This window comes from Paenibacillus sp. PsM32, assembly GCF_030433815.1.
Lineage (GTDB): Bacteria > Bacillota > Bacilli > Paenibacillales > Paenibacillaceae > Saccharibacillus > Saccharibacillus kyungheensis.
In genome coordinates this window covers 111,601-133,148 of sequence record NZ_JARUWY010000012.1, presented here as the reverse complement: position 1 = coordinate 133,148, position 21,548 = coordinate 111,601, and the positions used below count along the sequence as shown (strand labels likewise).

Genomic DNA, 21,548 nt, shown 5'->3' with positions numbered 1-21,548 from the left:
AGTGTGCTTCACTTTTACGTGTGTTATTTATTAGAATTAAAGTGTAACCCAACCATGTTTGATAGCGTTGATTACTGCTTGTGTACGGTCATCAACTTCCATCTTTTGCAAAATACTACTTACATGATTTTTTACAGTTTTTTCACTGATAAATAAATATTCACCAATCATTTTGTTACTCTTACCTTCTGCCATCAGACGCAATACTTCTGCTTCACGCCGTGTAAGAGGATTATCATCGCCCGCTACAAATTTAACACCTGTATCACCAGAGCTATTATTGTCTGTTAATACACCGGATTCATTAGTATACGTCATACGACGAAGTTGTTGGATTAGTTTACCTGTTACTTTAGGATGGATATAAGCATGTCCCTCCATAACAGAACGAATAGCATTTACTAAAGACTCAGCTTCCATATCTTTTAAAAGATATCCTGAAGCGCCTTTACGTAACGTTTCAAATACATAGCTCTCATCATCATGAATAGACAGAATGATCACTTTAATATCAGGGAATAGCTCACGTAATTTTTCAGTAGCTACTACTCCATTTTCGATCGGCATATTAATATCCATTAATACAACTTCTGGAGGATTGTGATTACAGAATTCTAAAACTTGAATTCCGTCTCCACATTCACCAATAACCTCAAGGTCATCCTCCATATTCAGAATACGCTTTAGACCTTCACGAAAAAGCTGATGATCGTCGGCTAAGAGTATCTTAATTTTTTTAGTGCCGTAATCATGGTTTTCCATTCTGTTACTCCTTTCACTTTTCCACGTTCGTCGGAATATGGATTACGATTTTCGTACCCTGATTTTCGGCAGATTCGATTTCCATTCTTCCTTCAAGCAATTCTACTCGTTCCCGCATGCCGATCAATCCAAAATGAGTATGATCTTTGGTCTTTTGCTCTATCATATCCAACTTAAAACCGCGTCCGTTATCCTCAACAATCAACTTAACCATTTGTGACTGAAAAGTAATGATAACCGTTACATAAGTAGGATAAGCATGTTTAGACGCGTTAGTGAGTGCTTCTTGAACTAGTCGGTAAATCGCAGCTTCCATAGCAGAAGTGAGTCGATATTCCTTGCCTCTTGTTTCGAAAATCGTGCGGATTCGAGTTTTATTCTCAAAATCTTGCACATATTTCCTTAAAGTTGGAATGAGACCCAAATCGTCGAGGGCCATCGGTCTTAGATTAAAAATAACTTTCCGCATTTCTTCTAGGCTAGAGCGCACTTGTCCCTTCAAATCTACTATTTCGTCCTGGACCATCTTATATTCCTGCTTTGTAATCATTCTTTCTACAATTTCGGTCCGAAGAACTAGATTTGCGAGCAATTGAGCAGGACCATCGTGAATTTCCCGGGAAATTCGCTTACGTTCCTCTTCTTGTGCGAGAATGATTTTTAGCCCGATCAATTGACGGTTTTTGGCAGATTCCAAAATACGAGTGACTTGATTAAGTTCGCCGGATAGGTATTCTAATACCACTCCCATCTGCGAGCCGATGGTCTCAGCTCGCTCGATAGAACTTTCTACATTTTTAACTCGTTTTTGCAAATCATCCCGTCTTGCTTTTAAATACATTTCTTTCTCACGATAAATCATCAAATCCAATTGCAGTTGTGTTGCACGTTCATACGCTTGCTTAATGTCTTCCTCATTATACCGTACAAAGTCCCGGCTGACTTCTGTCAGTCGAATCCGTGAACTACGATAGCTGACTTCAAGTTGGTCTACCTTTTCAATCGTATCTGTCGTTTCACGAAGTACCAATTCAAGTTCTGTATTTAGCGAGAGCAATTCACTCCGCGAAGTATCCAAAATCTCGAAGATTTGATATTTACTATTTTCCATAACACTTGTTGCATTCTTAATGACGTGATCTATTGCATCAGCGTGGAACTCCACTCGATCTTCTCCATTTCTGTAAGTCAATTATATGATGCATGTATTATCATATCATAACTTATCACGATTGGATGCTAACCGTCTTGGTTTTCTGATCCCATTTTACAGTCAAACCAAGCTGTTCTGACACCAATCTTAAAGGGACTAAAGTCCTTCCTGATACGACTAAAGGTGCTACTGTAGAGTTTTGAAGCTTACCATTTGATACATAAGCTTTATTATTTACAGTCAAATCCAGTAATTGTCCTGCACGTAAAATGGTCACGCGCTGACTACTAGCATTCCAAGTCGCTTGTCCACCAAAAGCATCCATTATATATTTAACCGGTACATAAGTTGCATTATTTTTAAGCATCGGAGAAACATCAATAGATTGTGATTTACCATCTAGTGTTGAAGTCTTTTTACCCACTGTCATCGATAATGTACCTTTTGGCATAGTATATGTTGCTGCTTGAGCCGCTCCAGTTAGACGGATATTGTCCATAGCGATCATACCTGTAGCTGCACGTTCGTCTTGTCCTTCAGCTACATTAACAACATATACACGTTTTAATTTAGCCGGATAAGCGATACCTGAACCAGAAAGATCAATATTTAATGTTTTCCAACCGCTCCAATTGATACTTTTCGCAAAATCAATATAGACCGTTTTACCGCTAGCATCTGTTACTTCACCACGTAACCAGTTATAACTTTTATCTCCATACACATCTACTGTTACGCCTGTTGTTCCAGGTGTGAGTGCTTTACCAGAAGTACCGCCAAACTGAGCATAAGCATATTTTTTACTTGTGCCTGCTGTCATATCATACGTTAATTGCAACACTTTAGAATTAGCATGATCGCTTGTTCCTTGTGTCACTTGAGCGGTTCCTTTTACTGTACTAGGGTTTCCTAAGAAACTAATACTATAATTCACATTTTCAAAATCTTCCCATGTACTGGTTGCTCCGCCACCAGTAGTTAATACCATCATTGTACTAAATCCATCATATCGTGCAATAGCGTATCCCACCGTAGTACCACTATTTACAGAAGAAATGTTCAATTGTCCGTCTTTTACGCTACCTTTAAATCCAACCAATTCCCATTTTAACGTTTCTGGAGAAATGGTTAAGCTTGAGCCATCTTTTAACGTAGCGGTTACCGGTACAGCAACTGTAGTGCCCGCTTGTAAAGTAGCTGTAGAGCTAGCTGTAGTTAGATTTTGAATAGCTTCTGCACCGACAACATTTACATTCATACTGGTACTGACTCCGCCACTAGAAGCAATAATTTTGGCTGTACCATTTTTAGTCGCTTTAAATTCGCTGCCTGTCCATTTGATATTACTACTTCCAGCTTTCCAAGAGGGATTAATTCCTGCTGTACTGATTGGATTATAGTAAGTATCATATCCATTTGCTTCGTATTTCGCTGTCTGCCCAATTAGTAATTGTTTGGGTCCGCTAATACTGAATCCTTGCACTTTGCCTTGTGGGGCTGTGGTATACACTCCTAGCCCGTTTACAACGCTACGTTGAGTATTACCACCATATTCAGTTGGGAACGTTAGACTAGCTTGTGTTTTCCCTAAAGGACGTGTGACTAGAGTGGTAGAACCTCCACCATCTAGATTAATACCTTTCCACACACCTATAGAAGCCATAAATGATTGTAATTCATACAAAGACATACCTGCACTATTATCGTTGTCTTGTACAGTAACAATATAAGCATATCGTCCATCTTGTGAATAACCTACAGCGGTACGCGCACGATTACCACCGATCACTGTAGTGCTACGAGAAAATGAACTAGGTTTTCCTTGATCTACTAGAATCGTATGACCACCAATCATCATCTGTAAAGTCGTCGGATCAATAGATTTCCCTGTCGATTTAGCTTGTAAACTATAATCAGTCGTTACTTTTTGTCCAACTTTCATATGTTGTTGTACAAATTGAGCTGCTTTGCCATGAGTACGCAAAATATAAGCCCCTTTAGGTACTACCTTTTGAATCGTTGCATTCACCGATATTTGCGTGATCACTCCGCCTTGTACAAGTACTTCAGTCGGTGTAGTTGAACTATTGGCTGGACGCTCGATTGCTTTCCAAGCATCTGTATAGATATACATGGTATTGGAATGACTAAATGTACCATTCGGTTCTGTCATATAAGAAGCTTGGTTGATTCCCGCTAGATCAAAAGTAGAACCATCTTCTGCGGTTACTTTACCTTGGAATGTAAATTGATCAATCATTGGTGTACCGTCTTTTGTTACACCAAATGCATACATTCCTTTTAATTCAGAAGGGCTAGACATCAACACACCTTCAGAAGCTTGAGCTCCCATCGGTACACCTTCACTAGCGGTATTAAAGTAATCTCCATTTACTCCAGCTACTGCTTTGGTTTCTTGCGCCATACCTTCAACAGATTGCTTGGTCGTAAATTGATTACCTTTCCCTGTCATTACATCCAAATTAACATACGGATTTTTCAAATCTACTTTAACAACATCTGCTAAAATAGAAACAGTTTTTCCAGAACGAGCTGTTTTGTAGCGATATTCTAACAGCTTAGCTCCAGAAGTTATGTAGCTTTCGTTCAATTGAGTCGTCTCAGCTGCACTTGCAATATGTGTAGGCAACCAAGCAACCTGAGGAATACCTACTTGTAATACGGGTTGAATCCATAACGAGCCTGCAATCGTAAGAATAATCCATTTGCGTGCCGTTTTTGTTTTGCCTGTCATATGTTAAAACGCTCCTATTCGTTGAAAATTCTCTGATTACATTGATTTTTTATAACTATCATCATAATATCCACTTTAATGATCATAACGTTAATTAGATATAGATGCCAATTTGGCAGAGTACACCACATAAGAATATAGACTACAATAGAAGCAAAAAGTTACGGTAAACCAATCATTTTTTTCTGTAATCCTATCAATGTAGATCAAATACATTATCTTCTACCATATTTGCAGATTGAAAATAAACTGAAGTTCCAGTTCCAGTTCCAGTTCCAGTTCCAGTTCCAGTTCCAGTTCCAGTTCCAGTTCTGAATAATGGTATTGGTTTTGAGCATAAAAAAGAAGGCTTCCCGAAAAAAAATCGAGTTACCTTCTTTGATCAAACTATAATTATAGATCGTAAAAACTATTATAGTCCAGCTTGAGTTTTTAATAATTCTGCTTTGTCGGTTTGTTCCCAAGGCAATTCAACATCTGTACGACCGAAATGTCCGTATGCAGCTGTTTGACGATACAAAGGACGACGAAGATCAAGCATGCGAATAATACCAGTAGGACGCAAGTCAAAATTGTTACGAACTAATTCTACCATTTTTTCCTCGCTTACTTTACCTGTTCCATACGTATCTACACTGATCGATACAGGGTTAGCTACACCAATAGCATAAGCCAATTGAATTTCACATTTATCTGCTAATCCAGCAGCAACTAGGTTTTTAGCTACATAACGAGCAGCATAAGCAGCAGAACGGTCTACTTTAGTTGGATCTTTTCCTGAGAATGCACCGCCACCATGACGTGCATAGCCGCCATATGTATCTACGATGATTTTACGTCCAGTTAATCCAGCATCACCTTGAGGTCCACCAATAACGAAGCGGCCTGTTGGGTTAATAAAGTATTTAGTATCCGCATCAAGCAACTCAGCAGGAACAACCGGAAGAATAACATGTTCACGGATATCTGCTTGGATTTGCTCTAATGTTGTTTCTTCAGCATGTTGAGTTGATACAACGATTGCATCAATACGAACAGGCTTACCATCTTCATATTCTACGGTTACTTGTGTTTTACCATCAGGACGCAAGTAATTAAGCGTACCATCTTTACGTACTTCAGCCAAACGGCGTGCGATACGGTGAGACAATGCGATAGGCAAAGGCATCAATTCTGGTGTTTCGTTAGTAGCAAACCCGAACATCAAACCTTGGTCACCTGCACCAATATTTTCTGTTTCTTTCTCCATTAATGCTGTATCACGAGTTTCTAAAGCAGAGTTAACGCCTTGAGCAATATCAGCAGATTGTTCATTTAATGAAGTAAGTACAGCACATGTATTATAATCAAAGCCATACTTGGCACGTGTATAACCAATTTCCTTGATTGTATTTCTTACGATAGATGGAATATCAACATACTCCGAATTTGTGCTTACTTCCCCGATAACTAACACCAAACCTGTAGCCACTGCTACTTCACAAGCTACACGAGCATTGGGATCATTAGCTAAAAAAGCATCCAGTACTGCATCAGAAATTTGGTCACAGATTTTATCTGGATGTCCTTCTGTTACAGACTCTGATGTAAATAAATGTCTCTTTAAAGTAGACAAGAGTTTTCAACCTCCCATATGGATATTAAGGTGTCAGCAATGTGCAACAAACTTCAAACATATAGTCAAAGTCCCTACACAAAAAATGAACCCTTTCCATAAGGAAAAGGTTGCTATACAAGCCTCAACAGTCATATTAACGTATTTGATACCAGGTGTCAAACGCTAATCACTAGATGGTAAGGTATATTTTTTATACGTAAAAGATTAGATAGTCTATTGTAAATAAAATAGATCTTATACAAATACTACAGATTTTCAATTGTCTTTTTACCAATAATCTCATATTAAAATTATTCTATTGGTTCAATTTAGAACTATCCTTTTGAATATACAAACTTATTGAATTTTATAATCACCAATTACTAATACTGTAGCATTGTACCCTTGAGTCAAAGCAACTTCAACCCCGCGCCCATCTCTTGGAAATAAAAGTAGATGATTATTAGGAATAGCTTGTGATCCACCCATTTCACTTCCAGCAGTCAAATCTAAAATCCCATTTTTTTCTGAACTGTATACGACAGCTTTCCCTGTACGTATAATCACTTCAGTGCCCGCTGCTGCAATTAACTTTTTACCCGGACGAATTTCTACCACTTTTGCCGTAATCGTAGGAGAAGATGTTGCTGCAGGAGTTGTTGTAGGAGTAGGAGCTGTAGATACAGGAGGTGCGACTGAAGTAGGTGTGTTATTTTTAGTACCACTATTGCTATTGTTAGTATTTCCTGCAGAACTACTAGAACTTCCACCTAATGCTTTTTGTATTTGCTGATCTACATAACTTTTGGTGACTACAGGATCATCAGCAGAACCCAGTTGACTACTGGCACTACTAATTGTAACAAACGAACTACCTACCCAGATACCTATCCCAATAGTAGCAGTAGCCATTAACCATGTAGCATATTTTTTCATATAATATCCTCCTTAAAGTATAGAATAAAGATATAAAACAAAAATACCCCGGAGCAGTTGCCCGCTCCGAGGTACCTAAGCGAAAGTAGTTATACTTTCTATATGACAGTGTTCATATCAGAAGATATTACTTGCTGTTTACAGTTACAGTTTTAGCAGCTGCATCGTACATTACTGTAGCGTCAAGAGCTTTACCAACCCAAGCGATAGGCAATACAGTACGGTTAGCTTTAGTTACTGCTTTAACATCCATGTTGATTGTAGAACCGTTGATAGTCAATTGGTTAGTTTTAAGCTTCAATTGAACTACACGGTCACCTTTGATCAAAGTAACCATAGAAGTTGCTTTGTCAAACAAGATGTTTGCAGGAGTTACACCCAATGCTTCAGCTACGTAACGAACTGGCAAGTAAGTGCGACCATTTTCTACATAAGGAGCAACTTCAGCAGTACGAGTTTCCCCGTTTACTTTGTAAGAAGTGCTTCCGATTGTGTAAATAGCTGTTACAGCGTTAGTTTCAGCACCTGGAGCTTGTGTTCCGATAGTAGCAATAGTTGCTTGAGTAGCATAACGGTAGCTATCTTTCCAAGTTTGAGTAACATCACCGAAACCATGGTAAGCTGTGTTAGCAGCTGCATCACCTTGTACTTTAGCAACAATGTTACCTTGTGGTACAGTACGGTCGATACGCAAGTTTACACCGTTGATAGCAATAGTACTAGCAGTAGTACTTTCGCTGTCTACGTAGAAACGCAATACGCCTTGAGTAGCACTGTTGTTGTAAGTGTCGATAGACACGTTACGGATAGTCAAGTCACCAGAAGTTACAGATACAGTTGGTACAGAACCGAAAGTTACGCCAGCTGGAAGAAGAACTTCTACCAAACCATTGTCGTCATCAGTCAATGCGCCTGCTGCTCCTTCTTTAAGTGTCAAGTTACCGATGTTTGCACTATCAGAACCGATTGAAGCACTGTAAGTTGCATCAGAAGCAGACAGTGTCAAAGATGGAGTAGCTGTTGCTACTTTAACTGTACCAGTCAAACCTTGGCTACCAGCTACAGCAACATTCAAGTCACCACTGAATCCTGGTTGTACTGCTACTTCAACATCTTTCAAAGTAATAGAACCTGCTTTGTTAGAAGTATTAACTTTTCCAGCAGTGTTATTGTCAGAAGATTTAAATGTCATTCTCAAAGTACGACCATCTGTTCCAGTGTACTCGAATTCTGGAGTAGTTAAACCATTAGCAGTTTCGATAGAACCAGTAGTAGTACCTACATCTTTACCACTATCATAAACTGACTGCCAACGAGCACCTTCAGGTAATTGAAGAGTTACTGTACGTCCACCAATAAATGAACCAGCTACTGCTTCTTTAACAACAATATCACCTAATTGTTGCTCATCTTGACCAGCAATTACAGTAGAAGGAGATGCAACTGTTACTCCACCACCGTATTCACCGTAAGTTCCTACTACCAACGAAGATACGTTAGAAGAAGAGTTACCACTGACTGTAGCTGTAACATCTCCGTCTTTAGCTTTATCTTCATCTTCCACTTTGAAAGTCAAAGCTAAATCGAATGAAGAAGCTACTTTAGATTGAAGATCAGTTGATTTAGCAGCTACAGTAAGAGTGTCACCATCAACACTAGCAGTCAAACCAGCAGCAGTTAAATCACCATATAGTTTAGTAAACGCAGAATCAACGTTTACAGTATCCCATTCAAATCCAGTGGGAAGTTTGAATTTCAAAGCATTACCAGTTTTCAAAGATTTAGCTACAGATTCAGTAACACGTAGCGTAAATGCAAAGTTGTCACTGCTTGATTGAGTATCTCTTGCTTCGATAGCAATTTGACCAGAAGATACTACAGTAGCAGTTTTAACATTACCTGTAGGCAATCCTGTAGATGGATCAGCTGTAAAAGTAAGATTAACATCACCTGTGTTTGGACCAGTAGATTGAATTCCGTTAAGAGCTAATGCTAATGTAATATCATCTGCTTGGTTATTACCAGTAATGTCGATTCGAGCACTTGTGTTACTAAGTCTTGTACCAGATACAGCAATGCTGTTATCAGAGCTACCAAGATCAGCTACAGAAACTTGAGTACCATTACCTGCTTTAAAAGCATCAGCAGCAAATTGGAAACCAGTTGGAAGAGATACTGTAAGTGAATATGTGTTACCAGTTGCACTAGTACCACCATTCAAAGTATAACGGTCAATATTAATATTAACGCGACCCAAGTTTACTGGACCAGAATTACTGTTTAGTGTTGGTACTGTAATAACATCAAAACTACCAGATGCATGTGCTGCTGTTGGAGCAACGATACCTGCTACTGGAGCGATACCTGCTAGCATAGCAGCGCTTGCTGCTACGTTTAATACTTTTTTAGTAGACTTTTTCATAAACTTTTGTTCTCCTCCTTGAATATCATAAACATTTTTTTTGTTTTTTTGTTTGTTGTGGATTTTGTCACTCATCAGTCGTTACACCCCCTCTCCGAGTTTAAAGCAAATCCCTTTTTGTATGATGATATCTGTGACAAAATCACAGAAAATCGTAACCGGAATATTTGTCAATCGAAAAACCGCAGTGCACAGAAGTTATTATACATTGCGTCAATGATGCCGTAAAGACATTTTTTCACATTGAGATCGACTAAACATTCCAAAAGTTAATCTCAATTTAATAACCTGTCAGCAATTATGTTGCCTTGTTTTATCGGGTTCATATATGTAGACGCAGGTTTCTTCAAAAAGTTGCGGTTTTTCAAAAAAAGTTTTCTGTTTTTTTTGCGACATATATTATATCGCGAAACAGAGCCTTGATTATCATACTACACTTTGAGAAGATATGCCAGTTTTGCCTACAATACTTTTTCGTAACTATATTACTACTAAACACGTTTCGCACTATTTAAACCACTCTTCTCACAATTATTTTCATACAAAAAAAAGAGAGCTCTGATTAGAGCCCTCTCTAGTAACAAATTACATTTTAGGAAGTTTTTTATCACTGATCATTACTTTCGCCAAAATGACTGCTGTATCAGAGCGCAGCATTTTTGCAGTTGGAGAATAATTAAATCCTTTTTTAGAATCTCCATCGATAGCAGAACCATTGATAAAGCCTTTTTTAGCTACAGCTAATACAGCTGCTCTAGCATAACGATCTACAGATGTAGCATCTTTAAAGATTTTTTGTAGACCTGCATCAATCTTCGTTTGGTCTGTGTCCATTTTTAAATTGAGTGCTTTGGCGATAATTACAGCTGCGTCCTGACGGCTAATACTATCTCCAGGACTAAATACTTGTGGCTGAGTACCACGTACAAAGCCTGCACGAGCTGCTGTTTCAATATAACGATAATCATATAGTGCATTTTCTGCAATATTACTATCGCTACTACTTACATCAATAAAGTGTTTGGTACCTTGGTAATCAAACGGCATTTGTTTTGCTTTGACAATAGCACGAGTAAATTCACCACGAGTAATATATTGATCCGCTCCAAAAGAAGTATCTGGATCTACAGCTTTCATAATACCTTTGGCAAACAATGCTTCCATATAATCTCTTGCGTAATCATGTTGAACAATATCTGTATAAGAATAACTTAATTTGGCAACAACATAATAACCAAACCGGTCAAACGGTACAGTTACAGTATGACTCTTCGCATTGACTACGCCACCTAGATTTTCCCACTGACCTGTACTATTACCAAGTGAACGGTCAAAGAAGAATACAGTGATCGCTTTACCAGCGTCTTCAGCAACATTATCCGAATAAGACAATGTTAATGTTCCACGTTTCGACGGAACCAATTCATTTTGCGGATTACGCTCGTAGAAACTTGGAATTTTAGAGTTAGAAGCCTGGTAAGGATTCTGTCCTAATTTAGTAGGGTCATAAGCTGTTGTTGTAATATCATCTGCTAAACCTGGATCGATCCAGTATACAGGACTACTTTTCACAAAGTGATTATTAAACTGACTTACGAAAATTTGTTGCCCTACTTTAAATTTAGCATCCATATTGGTTGGAATCGATTCAAAGTTATAACGATCAATAACTCCATCTTGGCTGTTACCAATTCCAAATAGAAGGCTATGTCCTGAAAAGACTTCATTTTTCAATTTGTCATCTGCGCTTGTACCAATATCACGACGGATAAGGTTAGTTCCAGATGCAAATTTCAAATTCAAGTCGCCTTCAAATACTTTAGCAGAAGTTTTCATATCCTGCATAAATTCTGCACCTGGAATATTTGTAGGTACATATTTAACAGTAATATCGGTTTTTACTTGCTCGCCATTAATTGTAACAATGATAGGAATTTTGGTATCTTTATTAGGTTTCAAATCTCGAACAGTAACAAGATAAGCATCTGGATACTCCGGATTAGTAGTGCTATTAGGATCTGTAAAGTAAGGAGCTTTAACAGCTGTTTCTTTATTAATTACAACAGAAGTTGCATTTTTAGAGTTAACCACTACATCAATAAAGTTGCTGTTTGTTAATTTTTCTGCTTCTAATGGTCTTACAATTTGATAAGAATCAGTTTGTTTGCTGATTTCCATACGTGCAGAAGAGCTAGGTCCGCCTGTTCCGGTATTGTATACAGTAAAGTTATACACAATTGGGCTTCCATCTTCTGCAACTGCTTGATTTCTCAAAATAAACGAGAACGATTGCTTAGTATAATCATAAAATACACTTATTCCACTATCTTTACTTGTTCCATTAAATGCATCACCAGTAGTTGAAGTAAATTTATCTTCAAGAGTCCATGTTCCAACGGTAGTACCATCAGATTTTTGAACTTTTAAAATATAATTTGATTTTTTAACTGATTGATCTGAATCGAGTACACTTTGTACACCTGTCTTGGTCGTACCTAAATCTACAAAATCAAATGTACCATAAATATTGAACTGTTTTTGTTTAGTTGTATATGCTGTTCCATTCATTATGAAGTCAGCATCTTTAGCAGTTGGAATAGTATCACTATTGCCTGCATATTTAAAAGGGAAAATACCTAATGTAGTATCTACAGGAATAACAGGTACATCTGTAGGAACTAAATTAATTTTAATAGCATTCTCATAAGAGGTTTGATTAGTTTTGAATACAATTTTGACCGTATTCTCTCCTGAGAACAATGCTGCGTATGCTTTATCTAAAGCACTAGGATCAATTTTGAATTTTGTGTCGTGTATATTGAATGTCTCTTTTGGATCAGGATTAGGTACAAGCGGTATGATTGTATTATTTACATAGAAAAATACTGTTTGTTTATTTGTACCATCATCTGCATAACGAATATCTGATTGATTCGTTACATTTTGCAATTTACCTGAGAAGTTGTCTAAGGTATCCACTATAATACGTGTAGCAGCTCCAGCTACATTCTGACTATTTTGAATAACCATACCATCGTATGCTTTATTGAAACTTGCATATGGTCCAAATAATACATTTACTTTAGCTGATACTTCTGGTGTATCTACTCCACCTTTAGTTGCTTTAAAAGTTAATGTTTGTGTTCCGCTGATTGGAAGTTTGGTAAGTTTGTAAAGTAATCTTTGCGTAGGCACAGAACTTCCACTTACAGGCGATGAATCAATCAGTGTATAAGATGCATCACTCGCAGTTGCTGATTTTCCATTACTATCTACGATTTTACTAATACTAACTGTTGTATTAGCATCTCCATTGACTACCAACACTTCTAAAGCTGTTGGTAAAGAGAAGATATTTGCTCCATCTAATGCAGTTCCGATCATTGCTTTAGCAGAAGCATCACTTGTATTAGCTGTATACCCAGATAAATAGTTTACTTTTGAAATGTATGCTGCTGTACTATTACGTAAAGTCAAACCAAGACCTTTACTTGAATCACCTTTAGCAAGAACAGATAAGTTAATGCCTTTATCATAGTCAAACGTACGACTATTATCTTGTGGAATTGTATAGGCTAGTGTCACATATGCAGAAGTACTTTCATCTTCAATAACAGTTGGTGTTACTGTACCTGTATATTGACCTGAAGTTACTGTACTTGGTACACCTGTACCACTAAAAGTATAGGAAATATAATCGGTAAAACTTGCAGGACGTGTGTTGTTAGTCAAAGGAACAACAATTTTACCTGTAACTGCAAATTTATTATCAGAAACTGTGAAATCCGGGAATGTGGAAAGATCCGCAGATGTAAGACTTCCACTTTGAGCATACGTATCATAGAAAGTAGTTAGTCCATTATAAAATGTAACTTCACGTGTTGTTTCAAGTACTTGTGTTCCATTGATCGCTTGAATGGTCAAAATATTTTTACCCAGTTTCAAAGCAATAGGAGCTACTGTAAATTGATAGTTATTTGAGCTTGATACAAGAGAAGTTCTACTATTACCACCATTTACTAAAACAGTAACTTTTGCAGCATTCGGTGCAGAACCACTCAGAGACATATTTGCTGTTTGCTGTCCGTCATTGATGCCGCCTTTAGTAGCTGTTAATACAACAGAAGAATTTTCTTTTAATGCTACTGTGTCATTATCCAACACTGCATTCAGATTATAGATCGTTGGCCCATCACGATATTCTACATAAATAGATTCAGCTACTTGTGAAGCAACACCTTGTGTCGCTTTGAACGTAATACGGTTTAAACCTGCATATAAAGGAATATCGGAAATAGTTAAGCTTGAACCACCAGAAGTACTAGCATTGATATTTCCAGTTAGCCCTTTGTTGGACTTGATTACTGTAACTGCATCACCATTTTTAGAAATTTGCTCTACATCATAACTGATCGAGTTAGCATTGATATTACTATAGCTACCGGTTACGGTAAGTTTGTCACTGTTAGCAATTTTTGGTGTTCCAATATCATATTGCTCATTCGGAAAAATAAAGAAGCTTCCTGTCGCAGCTTCGGCTGACTTCGCACCTAAACCTGGGGGTAGACTACTTACAATAAGAACTACCGCCATAAGCATCGATAGTATTTTCTTCAAAATGATGTTCCTCCTTTGATTTCGGTCGCTGCTCCAACTCACTAATGGCGGGCATAACCTGTCTACCCTTTTTATCGGCATCCTACAGATATATTTTAATAAGTTCAGAGAAATCCACATAAAAAAACCTCTCTTTCTATAGAAAGAGAGGTTTCGATATCGCTGAGATCCTTTGCTATCAAAGAATCTACAACCGATTCACAATTTATATTATTTTTCTTACTTGATGTTCATTTAAGGCTTACTTCCACGTGTTGGATCAGGTTTGATACGTAAGCGAGCAATCAATCCAAGAAGAGGACGTTTTGTTTTGCCAACCAACCCAATAAGTTCTGCTCCAATTTGAAGAACAAACATCATTACACAAATGACTAAGAATGTAACCCAGTTCGCTTCATTAATCGCAGCCGATGATTGAATAATTGCCAATACACCGAAGAAAGCAGCAATTCCATAAATCAACAATACCGTCTGACGATGGCTTAACCCAAGTTCGCGTAGACAATGGTGCAAGTGACCTTTGTCTGGTGCAAAAATCGGCTTCTTATGTACCCAACGACGGATAATCGCGAAGAAGGTATCAGACAATGGTACACCGATAATGATCAAAGGAGTAATAAATGAAACAACCGCGATTTGTTTAAATCCAAGTAACGATAACATCGCAAGACTGAAACCGAGGAACAATGATCCTGTATCACCCATAAAGATTTTGGCTGGATGAAAGTTAAAGTAAAGGAATCCAACAATCGCTCCTAAAAGAAGTAAACATAAAAGTGCTACAGGGTAGTTACCCATAATCAATGACATTGTAAAAATACTACCGATCGCAATAGCAGATACACCTGCTGCTAACCCATCCAAACCATCAATCAAGTTAATTGCGTTCGTTACACCGACGATCCAGAAGATCGTTAAAGGAATAGCGATCCAGTTCTCAAGTGAAGAATATGAATCTTGAAAAGGAATATTTACAAAATCGACTTTAATTCCATATCCGAATACTACTGTACATGCAGCAATAATCTGACCTAACAATTTAACACGAGCTGATAATTCAAAACGGTCATCCAGTACACCGATCAATACGATGATTGAACCGGCTGTAAAAAATGCTTTCATAAAATTAGCATCGCGTGCAGGTAGATCAAATGGCAAAAACGGAAGGACAGCGACAAAAGCAATCGTAAATGCTAAATAAATCCCCAGTCCGCCAAGCCTTGGCATGATTCTCGTATGCACTTTACGGGCATTAGGAACATCTACGGCTCCGATTCGAATTGCAAACTTTTTGACGAGCGGCGTTAGAACCAGTGCTAATGCCAGCGCCAGAACAAATCCGAGAATAAAAATGATTAACATTTTGCTTTTCGACCCCCAATTTATCTCACGGAGCCAATTATACTCCGTTCGAAATTAAACACCAAACTGCTTTTAAGCACATTTTCAGCGATATTCATCTAAATTTCATCTATTTATTGAACTTTTACTACGTTTTCCTTGTCCTTTAGCACTTTTAATGCGAATTTCGGAAGCGCAAGCATTCTTTTGTAACGAGTAGGCTCTTTTAACAAGCGATAAAACCATTCTAAACGCAATTTTTGAAACAATTTTGGTGCACGTTTGGTCTTACCGGAGATCACATCAAAGCTTCCTCCTACGCCCATAATGATCGGAACACCCAATTCTTGCTTGTATGTACCAATCCACGGTTCTTGCGTATCTGCTCCTCTTGCTACAAACAAAAGGTCAGGTGAAAGCCGACGAATTTCTGCAATAATATCTGCATCTTGATCAGGGCCAAAAAAACCATCCCGATATCCAACAATCGCAGTATGCGGATATAAACTTTTTAACCGGGTAGCTGTTGCCTGAATCACTTCAGGAGTTGAACCCAGCAAATATACTTTCCAATGAAGGGTCTGACCTCTGTCCATTAAGCGATGCAATAAATCGTATCCAGCTACACGTTCAGCAACAGGTTGACCACAAGTTGAAGCCGCCCATACCAGCCCTGCACCATCAGGAACTAATAATTCTGCATTTTTCATAACTTGCATATACCTCGGTTGCTCTAAAGCTGTCATAATCATAATCGGATTCGCTGTAATAATCTGTTGTGGTTTACCCTTTTTGATACTTTGCTCGAGGTACTCAACAGTATCATCCATATTCATTTTAGATACTTGTAAACCATAGATCGGAACAGTCGGTATAGTATTCCATTGTTTCATTATATATCACCTTTGTGCTAAATAATAATGAGCAATAAAACGAGCAGGGCTAGCAGCATCTTGTTTGAGTAATTCAATTAAAGAAGCTTTGCTTGCGCGCCATTCTTCTTGATCATCTAGCAATGCTTTCGTTTCTTGTGCCAATTGTAACGGTTCTACTTTGGTACTGGTTCCTGTTGCTTGGATCTGCAACCGATTCAGAAATTGATCGATTTTGGGATCATACGATATTCCGATTAAAGGTACCGACTGAGATGCTGCATAGATCAGGCTGTGAAGCCTCATACCTATAATAGCATGACAGCGGCTAACTTCCACTAACATTTGTTGTGGATCGGTCACTTGTTCTGCACTGCTGATCACACTTCCATGATCACTGATATCACCAATACGATCGATCACGTACTGAGAAGCTTGTTCATCTTCTGGCAAATGGAACGGTAAAAACCGAAGATGCACAGGTAATTCTTGACTGAGCAATCGCAAACCGTCTGCTATTCCATCCAATTCTCGACGTTGTTTGTCCCAAAAACGAACGGATATACCAACTACAGGAAGCGAATCGATATTCGCTTCTTTTATAGTATTCAAAGGGTTAATGTGAATAGGTTCTTGCTTTACAGGTAAAGGTAATCCCATGACAGGATCAGCTACAACTTCAACTTTAGATCGAGAAAGTCCCATTTTTTCTAGTAACAAAGCAGATTCTTGATCTCGTACAGATACATATGCGCTTTTTTTGAAGCTATTTTTGATCCAAGAGAAAAAGAATTTCTTTTGTACAGGGCCTACGCCCTGCGCGTAAATAAAGACTGGCTTACGTAACCAGTGAGCAATACGAACAATACCAAGATAATAAGGAATCGTCATAATCCCTGTAGAGTCTTGAAGAAGACTGCCTCCACCACTGATTAGACCATCACTTTCTTTTAACAGTTGGCGAATTTCGCGAATCTTCAATCGTCCTACAGAACGTACTCCATACATTTTGGAAGTCCATTCTGGATCACCTGACAATACGATAGGCTCGATCTGAATACCTTGCTGTTTACCCTGATCTTCCAGTGAATTCAAAATCGATTTCAATACCGCTTCGTCTCCACTATTGCGGAATCCATAGTATCCAGAGATTACGATTTTCGCAGAAGCGGTAGCCATTTTTTCCAACACCTTTCAAGGATTTGCCATACGATAACAGCAACCAATCCAAGAATCAAACCAAGTCCCATTCCAAGTAAACCACGAATCAATGAAATATGAACAGGCGAATGAATATGAGCAAATGTATCAACCATTGATAATTGACCAATACAAGCAATAATCATAATGTAAATCGCATGACGGTATTTAGCTGCAATAAATACACCTACAATAAATAATGGATGTGCCATCAAAAATTCTTTGTTACGTGGACGAACGCCCAGCAAGCTTTCCAGTGCATTACGGAAGTGCATTTCAAGTGGTGTTACTGTTCCTGCATTTCCTGTACGAGAAAGATAATACATTCCTACAATCCCTACAATTCCTAATACAATAATCCAAGTTAAAGTAATTGGAGTGGTTAATACTTTGCGGATACCACCTATACCAAAACTTTGTTTGCCACGGTAGAAAGCGATATATACCGCGATCAAAGCAATAGGTGCAAAGTGGAGTAAACTTACACCGCGGAATTGATTAATCACCAGTTGATACGTAATATCATTCAGAAGCCCAATAATGAATAACGCCCCTGTTAACGACCAAAGCGATGTACGAATAAATAAAATAACCGCTTGAATGACACGTTGACTTGCTGATAATTGATGTCTTGTTTCGTACAAGCGATCGACTTTACGTACCGCATAGATCATTGCAATCGTCGGTGCACTAATAGCTGCAAGTAAAGCGATACCTTGCTCTAAAATAAGTGCCTGATGAATAAGAATCATTCCTGCACTTCCGATCAATCCAAGCACGAACACAATTAATGTTAAACGACGTACAAAATAAGACACTAACAAAGCAATGTAAGCAATAGCTCCAATCAAGACAATCAATTTGAAGTATTTGTTGAAAGCAGAATGACTAACATCCATAGCAGACGCAGGTCCAATTTTGAAACCATGACTTTCGATATTCTGAATAGCCTGTCCTTCTGTTTGCAAACTTTTAATAACATTATCAATAGAGTTGGTCATTTGAGCTTTAGCGGTATCACGAGATACTGCCAAATTGATATACATCATCCGAATATTACGATCTTTTGCAGCTAGTGCAAAACGATCAGCTACTGTATACGGATCAAGCTTAGAATCAGATTCGCTTAATGAATACAAACGAACAACATTATAATGCATAAGATATGCTAATTTACTAAAACCCGTTTGTGGTTTTTTTAAGTTTTCAATCGCAGCGATACCGATATGATATTGATTTAACAATGCCGCAAAGTTAGCGATACTTTTCTTCTCAATATCGTCATTAAAACCAGTAACAGATTCACCATCAAAAAGAATCGTTTTGACCCCGTACTCAGCAAATTGACTTAGCAATCCATTCATACGCGTCTGATCATATGGTAACGAATCATTCAAACGAGGAACAATCTGGAATCCCATATTATGAAGCATCCGCATTGTAATCGGATCAGGATCGAGCGGTTTTAGTCCAGCTTCATCCGTAGAAGTCTGAATAATAACACCAGGTAATCCTTTAAAGCTCCAGGGTACGACAGCAATGCCCAATGAATTGTATACACGCTGAAGAACCGGCTCTAATAATTGCGCATTTTCTTCACTTGTAAATTGGACATATGTAAAATTTTCATTTTGTGGAATCACCTGATTTTGGAGATTAGCCACATCCACAGAATTATACACATTAAGACGTTGTGATTTTTGCAATTCACTTAAATTACTTTGGTATACAGCTACAGAACCTACGCCTGCATCCTTAAGCAATAAAAGCTGTTGCTTGATATAATCCTGGGGATGAGGCTGATACGATGCAATATCGATCAGATTACGATAATTAAAAACAAACTCCACATTTTTGGACGTTGACTCGGTTTTGGTACGATCAAAAGCGATAGGCAATGAAGCCACCAAACCAATAATCACCAATATCCATAACCATTTCACAGAAGAATTATTCCAATGCTGCCATTTCTGAACCACTCAAGTACCTCCTTAGTAAGTTCGTTATATCATCCTCAAGCAGTCGCCCAAAGAAGAACATAACGAATGGTTCCGCTGCTAAGACTAAGCTTCACAGCGGAACCCTTCATTCATCTGATCTATTATATACTGCCTACAGCGTCTATCCTACTAAAAATTGATGACAATCTACGATTTTCGTAAAATAAATTGACTATTAACCATCAACACGTTGCATTACAGCAGCCGTTAACTTTTGAATACGATCTGTTGCATCTGCGCCTGAATCGCCACGAACAGCAAAATATACTTTGATTTTTGGTTCTGTACCGGATGGACGCAAGCAGAACCATGATCCATCTTCCAATAAGAATTTCAATACGTTTTCTTTTGGAAGACCGTCTAGACCTTTAGAGTAATCTAAGGCTTCGCTTACTTTAACACCTGCAATGTCAGCAGGGCTTTCTGTACGCCATGATTCCATGATTCCTTGAATCTGTGCTACTCCATCTTTTCCTTTAAGCGTACGTGATTCCAGACTTTCTTGGAAATGTCCAAACTGTTCATACAACTCTTGCAAAACATCATATAGCGTTTTGCCTTGTTGTTTGTAATAAGCAGCGGCTTCGCTAATTAACAATGCTGCAACTACTGCATCTTTGTCACGAGCATAGTTTCCTGCTAAATAACCATAACTCTCTTCATAACCAAACAGATACGTATGCTCGCCACTTTGTTCAAACTGGTTCATTTTTTCACCGATATATTTGAAACCAGTCAATGTGTTGAATACTGTTGCTCCATAATGTTCAGCAATGACTGCTCCCATTTCGCTGGTTACAATAGTCTTGATGACTGCGCCATTAGAAGGAAGTTTGCCTTGCTCTTGAAGCTGGCTCAAATAATAATGGATCATAATAGCACCAGATTGGTTACCCGTAAGTACAAAGTATTTACCAGTAGGATCTTTTACAACAGCACCCATACGGTCACTATCTGGATCAGTACCGATTAGAATATCAGCATCTACTTCTTCACCAAGCTTAATCGCTAGTGTAAAAGCTTCACGTTCTTCAGGGTTAGGAGACTTCACCGTTGTAAAGTTACCATCTGGTGCTTCTTGCTCGGACACGATAGAAACGTTCGTAAATCCAAGACGTTCCAATCCTGCACGTACTGGCAGATTACCTGCTCCATGCAAAGGGGTATAGACGATTTTCAAAGCTTTACCTGCTTCGCCTTGTAACAATTCACGATTCACACTAATATCCGTAACTGCTTGGATAAAGTCTTCATCTTCCTCTTTGCCTAACCATACTAGCAATCCTTGTTGCTCTGCTTCTTCGCGGCTAATACGTTTGATCGCTGCAAAAGAAGAAACTTCACGGATATTGCTAATCACTTGTTCTGCTTCATGAGGAACCAATTGTCCACCACTATTGTTATACACTTTGTATCCATTATATTCAGGCGGATTATGACTTGCTGTAATCACAATACCACCGGTTGCTTTTAGATTACGTACTGCAAAGGAAAGTTCTGGTGTTGAACGAAGCGAAGGGAATAACTTAGCTACGATTCCGTTTCCAGCAAGTACCAAAGCTGCTTCTAATGAAAACTCTGGTGAAAAGTGGCGGGAATCATGAGCGATCACAACAGATGGTTTACCTTCTCCAGAATGAGCAGATACAATATATTCTGCTAATCCTTGTGTTGCTCTACCTACCGTATAAGAGTTCATACGATTACTGCCTGCACCAATCACTCCACGTAATCCACCTGTACCGAATTCCAAATCACGGTAAAAGCGATCTTCTAATTCTTTGTCTTGTCCTTGGAGCCCTTGCAATTCCTCTTTGGTTGCTGCATCGATCGATTCATCATTTAACCATTGATCTAGATTGCGTTGAGCTTGTTCACTAAGTGTTGTCATAA

13 protein-coding genes are annotated in these 21,548 nt (G+C 38.3%); all 13 read right to left on the bottom strand.

Features of this window, described 5'->3' with window-relative positions; genetic code table 11:
- Positions 1 to 36: 36 nt before the first annotated feature.
- The 13 genes from QCD85_RS19775 to QCD85_RS19715 all read right to left on the bottom strand — a co-directional run bounded on the left by QCD85_RS19775 (position 37) and on the right by QCD85_RS19715 (position 21,546).
- A complete protein-coding gene (locus QCD85_RS19775; RefSeq protein WP_069328654.1) occupies positions 37 to 762 on the bottom strand; it encodes a response regulator in 726 nt (241 codons plus the stop codon).
- 13 nt (positions 763 to 775) lie between these two features.
- Positions 776 to 1,927, bottom strand: a complete 1,152-nt coding sequence (locus tag QCD85_RS19770) for a sensor histidine kinase (protein ID WP_273613763.1) — start codon at positions 1,925 to 1,927, stop codon at positions 776 to 778.
- Between the two features lie 61 nt (positions 1,928 to 1,988).
- The gene (locus QCD85_RS19765; RefSeq protein ID WP_301263659.1) at positions 1,989 to 4,670 is read right to left on the bottom strand and encodes a stalk domain-containing protein; all 2,682 of its coding nucleotides are present in this window, start codon (positions 4,668 to 4,670) and stop codon (positions 1,989 to 1,991) included.
- A 215-nt stretch (positions 4,671 to 4,885) separates the two neighbouring features.
- Entirely contained in the window at positions 4,886 to 5,008 is a 123-nt protein-coding gene (locus tag QCD85_RS19760) for a hypothetical protein (protein WP_301263658.1), read from the bottom strand.
- Positions 5,009 to 5,082: 74 nt separating this feature from the next.
- Positions 5,083 to 6,285: a methionine adenosyltransferase gene (metK, locus tag QCD85_RS19755; protein WP_273613765.1), complete on the bottom strand. Its 1,203-nt coding sequence runs from the start codon at positions 6,283 to 6,285 to the stop codon at positions 5,083 to 5,085.
- 339 nt (positions 6,286 to 6,624) lie between these two features.
- Positions 6,625 to 7,203: a hypothetical protein gene (locus QCD85_RS19750; protein WP_301263657.1), complete on the bottom strand. Its 579-nt coding sequence runs from the start codon at positions 7,201 to 7,203 to the stop codon at positions 6,625 to 6,627.
- Positions 7,204 to 7,330: 127 nt separating this feature from the next.
- Complete coding sequence (locus tag QCD85_RS19745) at positions 7,331 to 9,700, bottom strand: stalk domain-containing protein (RefSeq protein WP_301263656.1); 2,370 nt, start codon at positions 9,698 to 9,700, stop codon at positions 7,331 to 7,333.
- 510 nt (positions 9,701 to 10,210) lie between these two features.
- Positions 10,211 to 14,242, bottom strand: a complete 4,032-nt coding sequence (locus tag QCD85_RS19740) for an S-layer homology domain-containing protein (protein WP_301263655.1) — start codon at positions 14,240 to 14,242, stop codon at positions 10,211 to 10,213.
- A 234-nt stretch (positions 14,243 to 14,476) separates the two neighbouring features.
- On the bottom strand, positions 14,477 to 15,604 hold the full coding sequence (locus tag QCD85_RS19735; protein WP_204826292.1) for an MraY family glycosyltransferase: 1,128 nt from the start codon (positions 15,602 to 15,604) through the stop codon (positions 14,477 to 14,479).
- Positions 15,605 to 15,717: 113 nt separating this feature from the next.
- The gene (locus QCD85_RS19730) at positions 15,718 to 16,476 is read right to left on the bottom strand and encodes a WecB/TagA/CpsF family glycosyltransferase (RefSeq protein WP_301263654.1); all 759 of its coding nucleotides are present in this window, start codon (positions 16,474 to 16,476) and stop codon (positions 15,718 to 15,720) included.
- 6 nt (positions 16,477 to 16,482) lie between these two features.
- Positions 16,483 to 17,634 carry a polysaccharide pyruvyl transferase CsaB gene (gene csaB, locus QCD85_RS19725; protein ID WP_301263653.1) on the bottom strand — a complete coding sequence of 384 codons (1,152 nt, stop codon included), beginning with the start codon at positions 17,632 to 17,634 and terminating at the stop codon, positions 16,483 to 16,485.
- Complete coding sequence (locus QCD85_RS19720; protein ID WP_301263652.1) at positions 17,607 to 19,634, bottom strand: DUF5693 family protein; 2,028 nt, start codon at positions 19,632 to 19,634, stop codon at positions 17,607 to 17,609. Before QCD85_RS19720 ends, csaB begins: the two co-directional genes overlap by 28 nt.
- Positions 19,635 to 19,830: 196 nt before the next feature.
- On the bottom strand, positions 19,831 to 21,546 hold the full coding sequence (locus tag QCD85_RS19715) for a phospho-sugar mutase (protein ID WP_274171746.1): 1,716 nt from the start codon (positions 21,544 to 21,546) through the stop codon (positions 19,831 to 19,833).
- Positions 21,547 to 21,548: the final 2 nt, after the last annotated feature.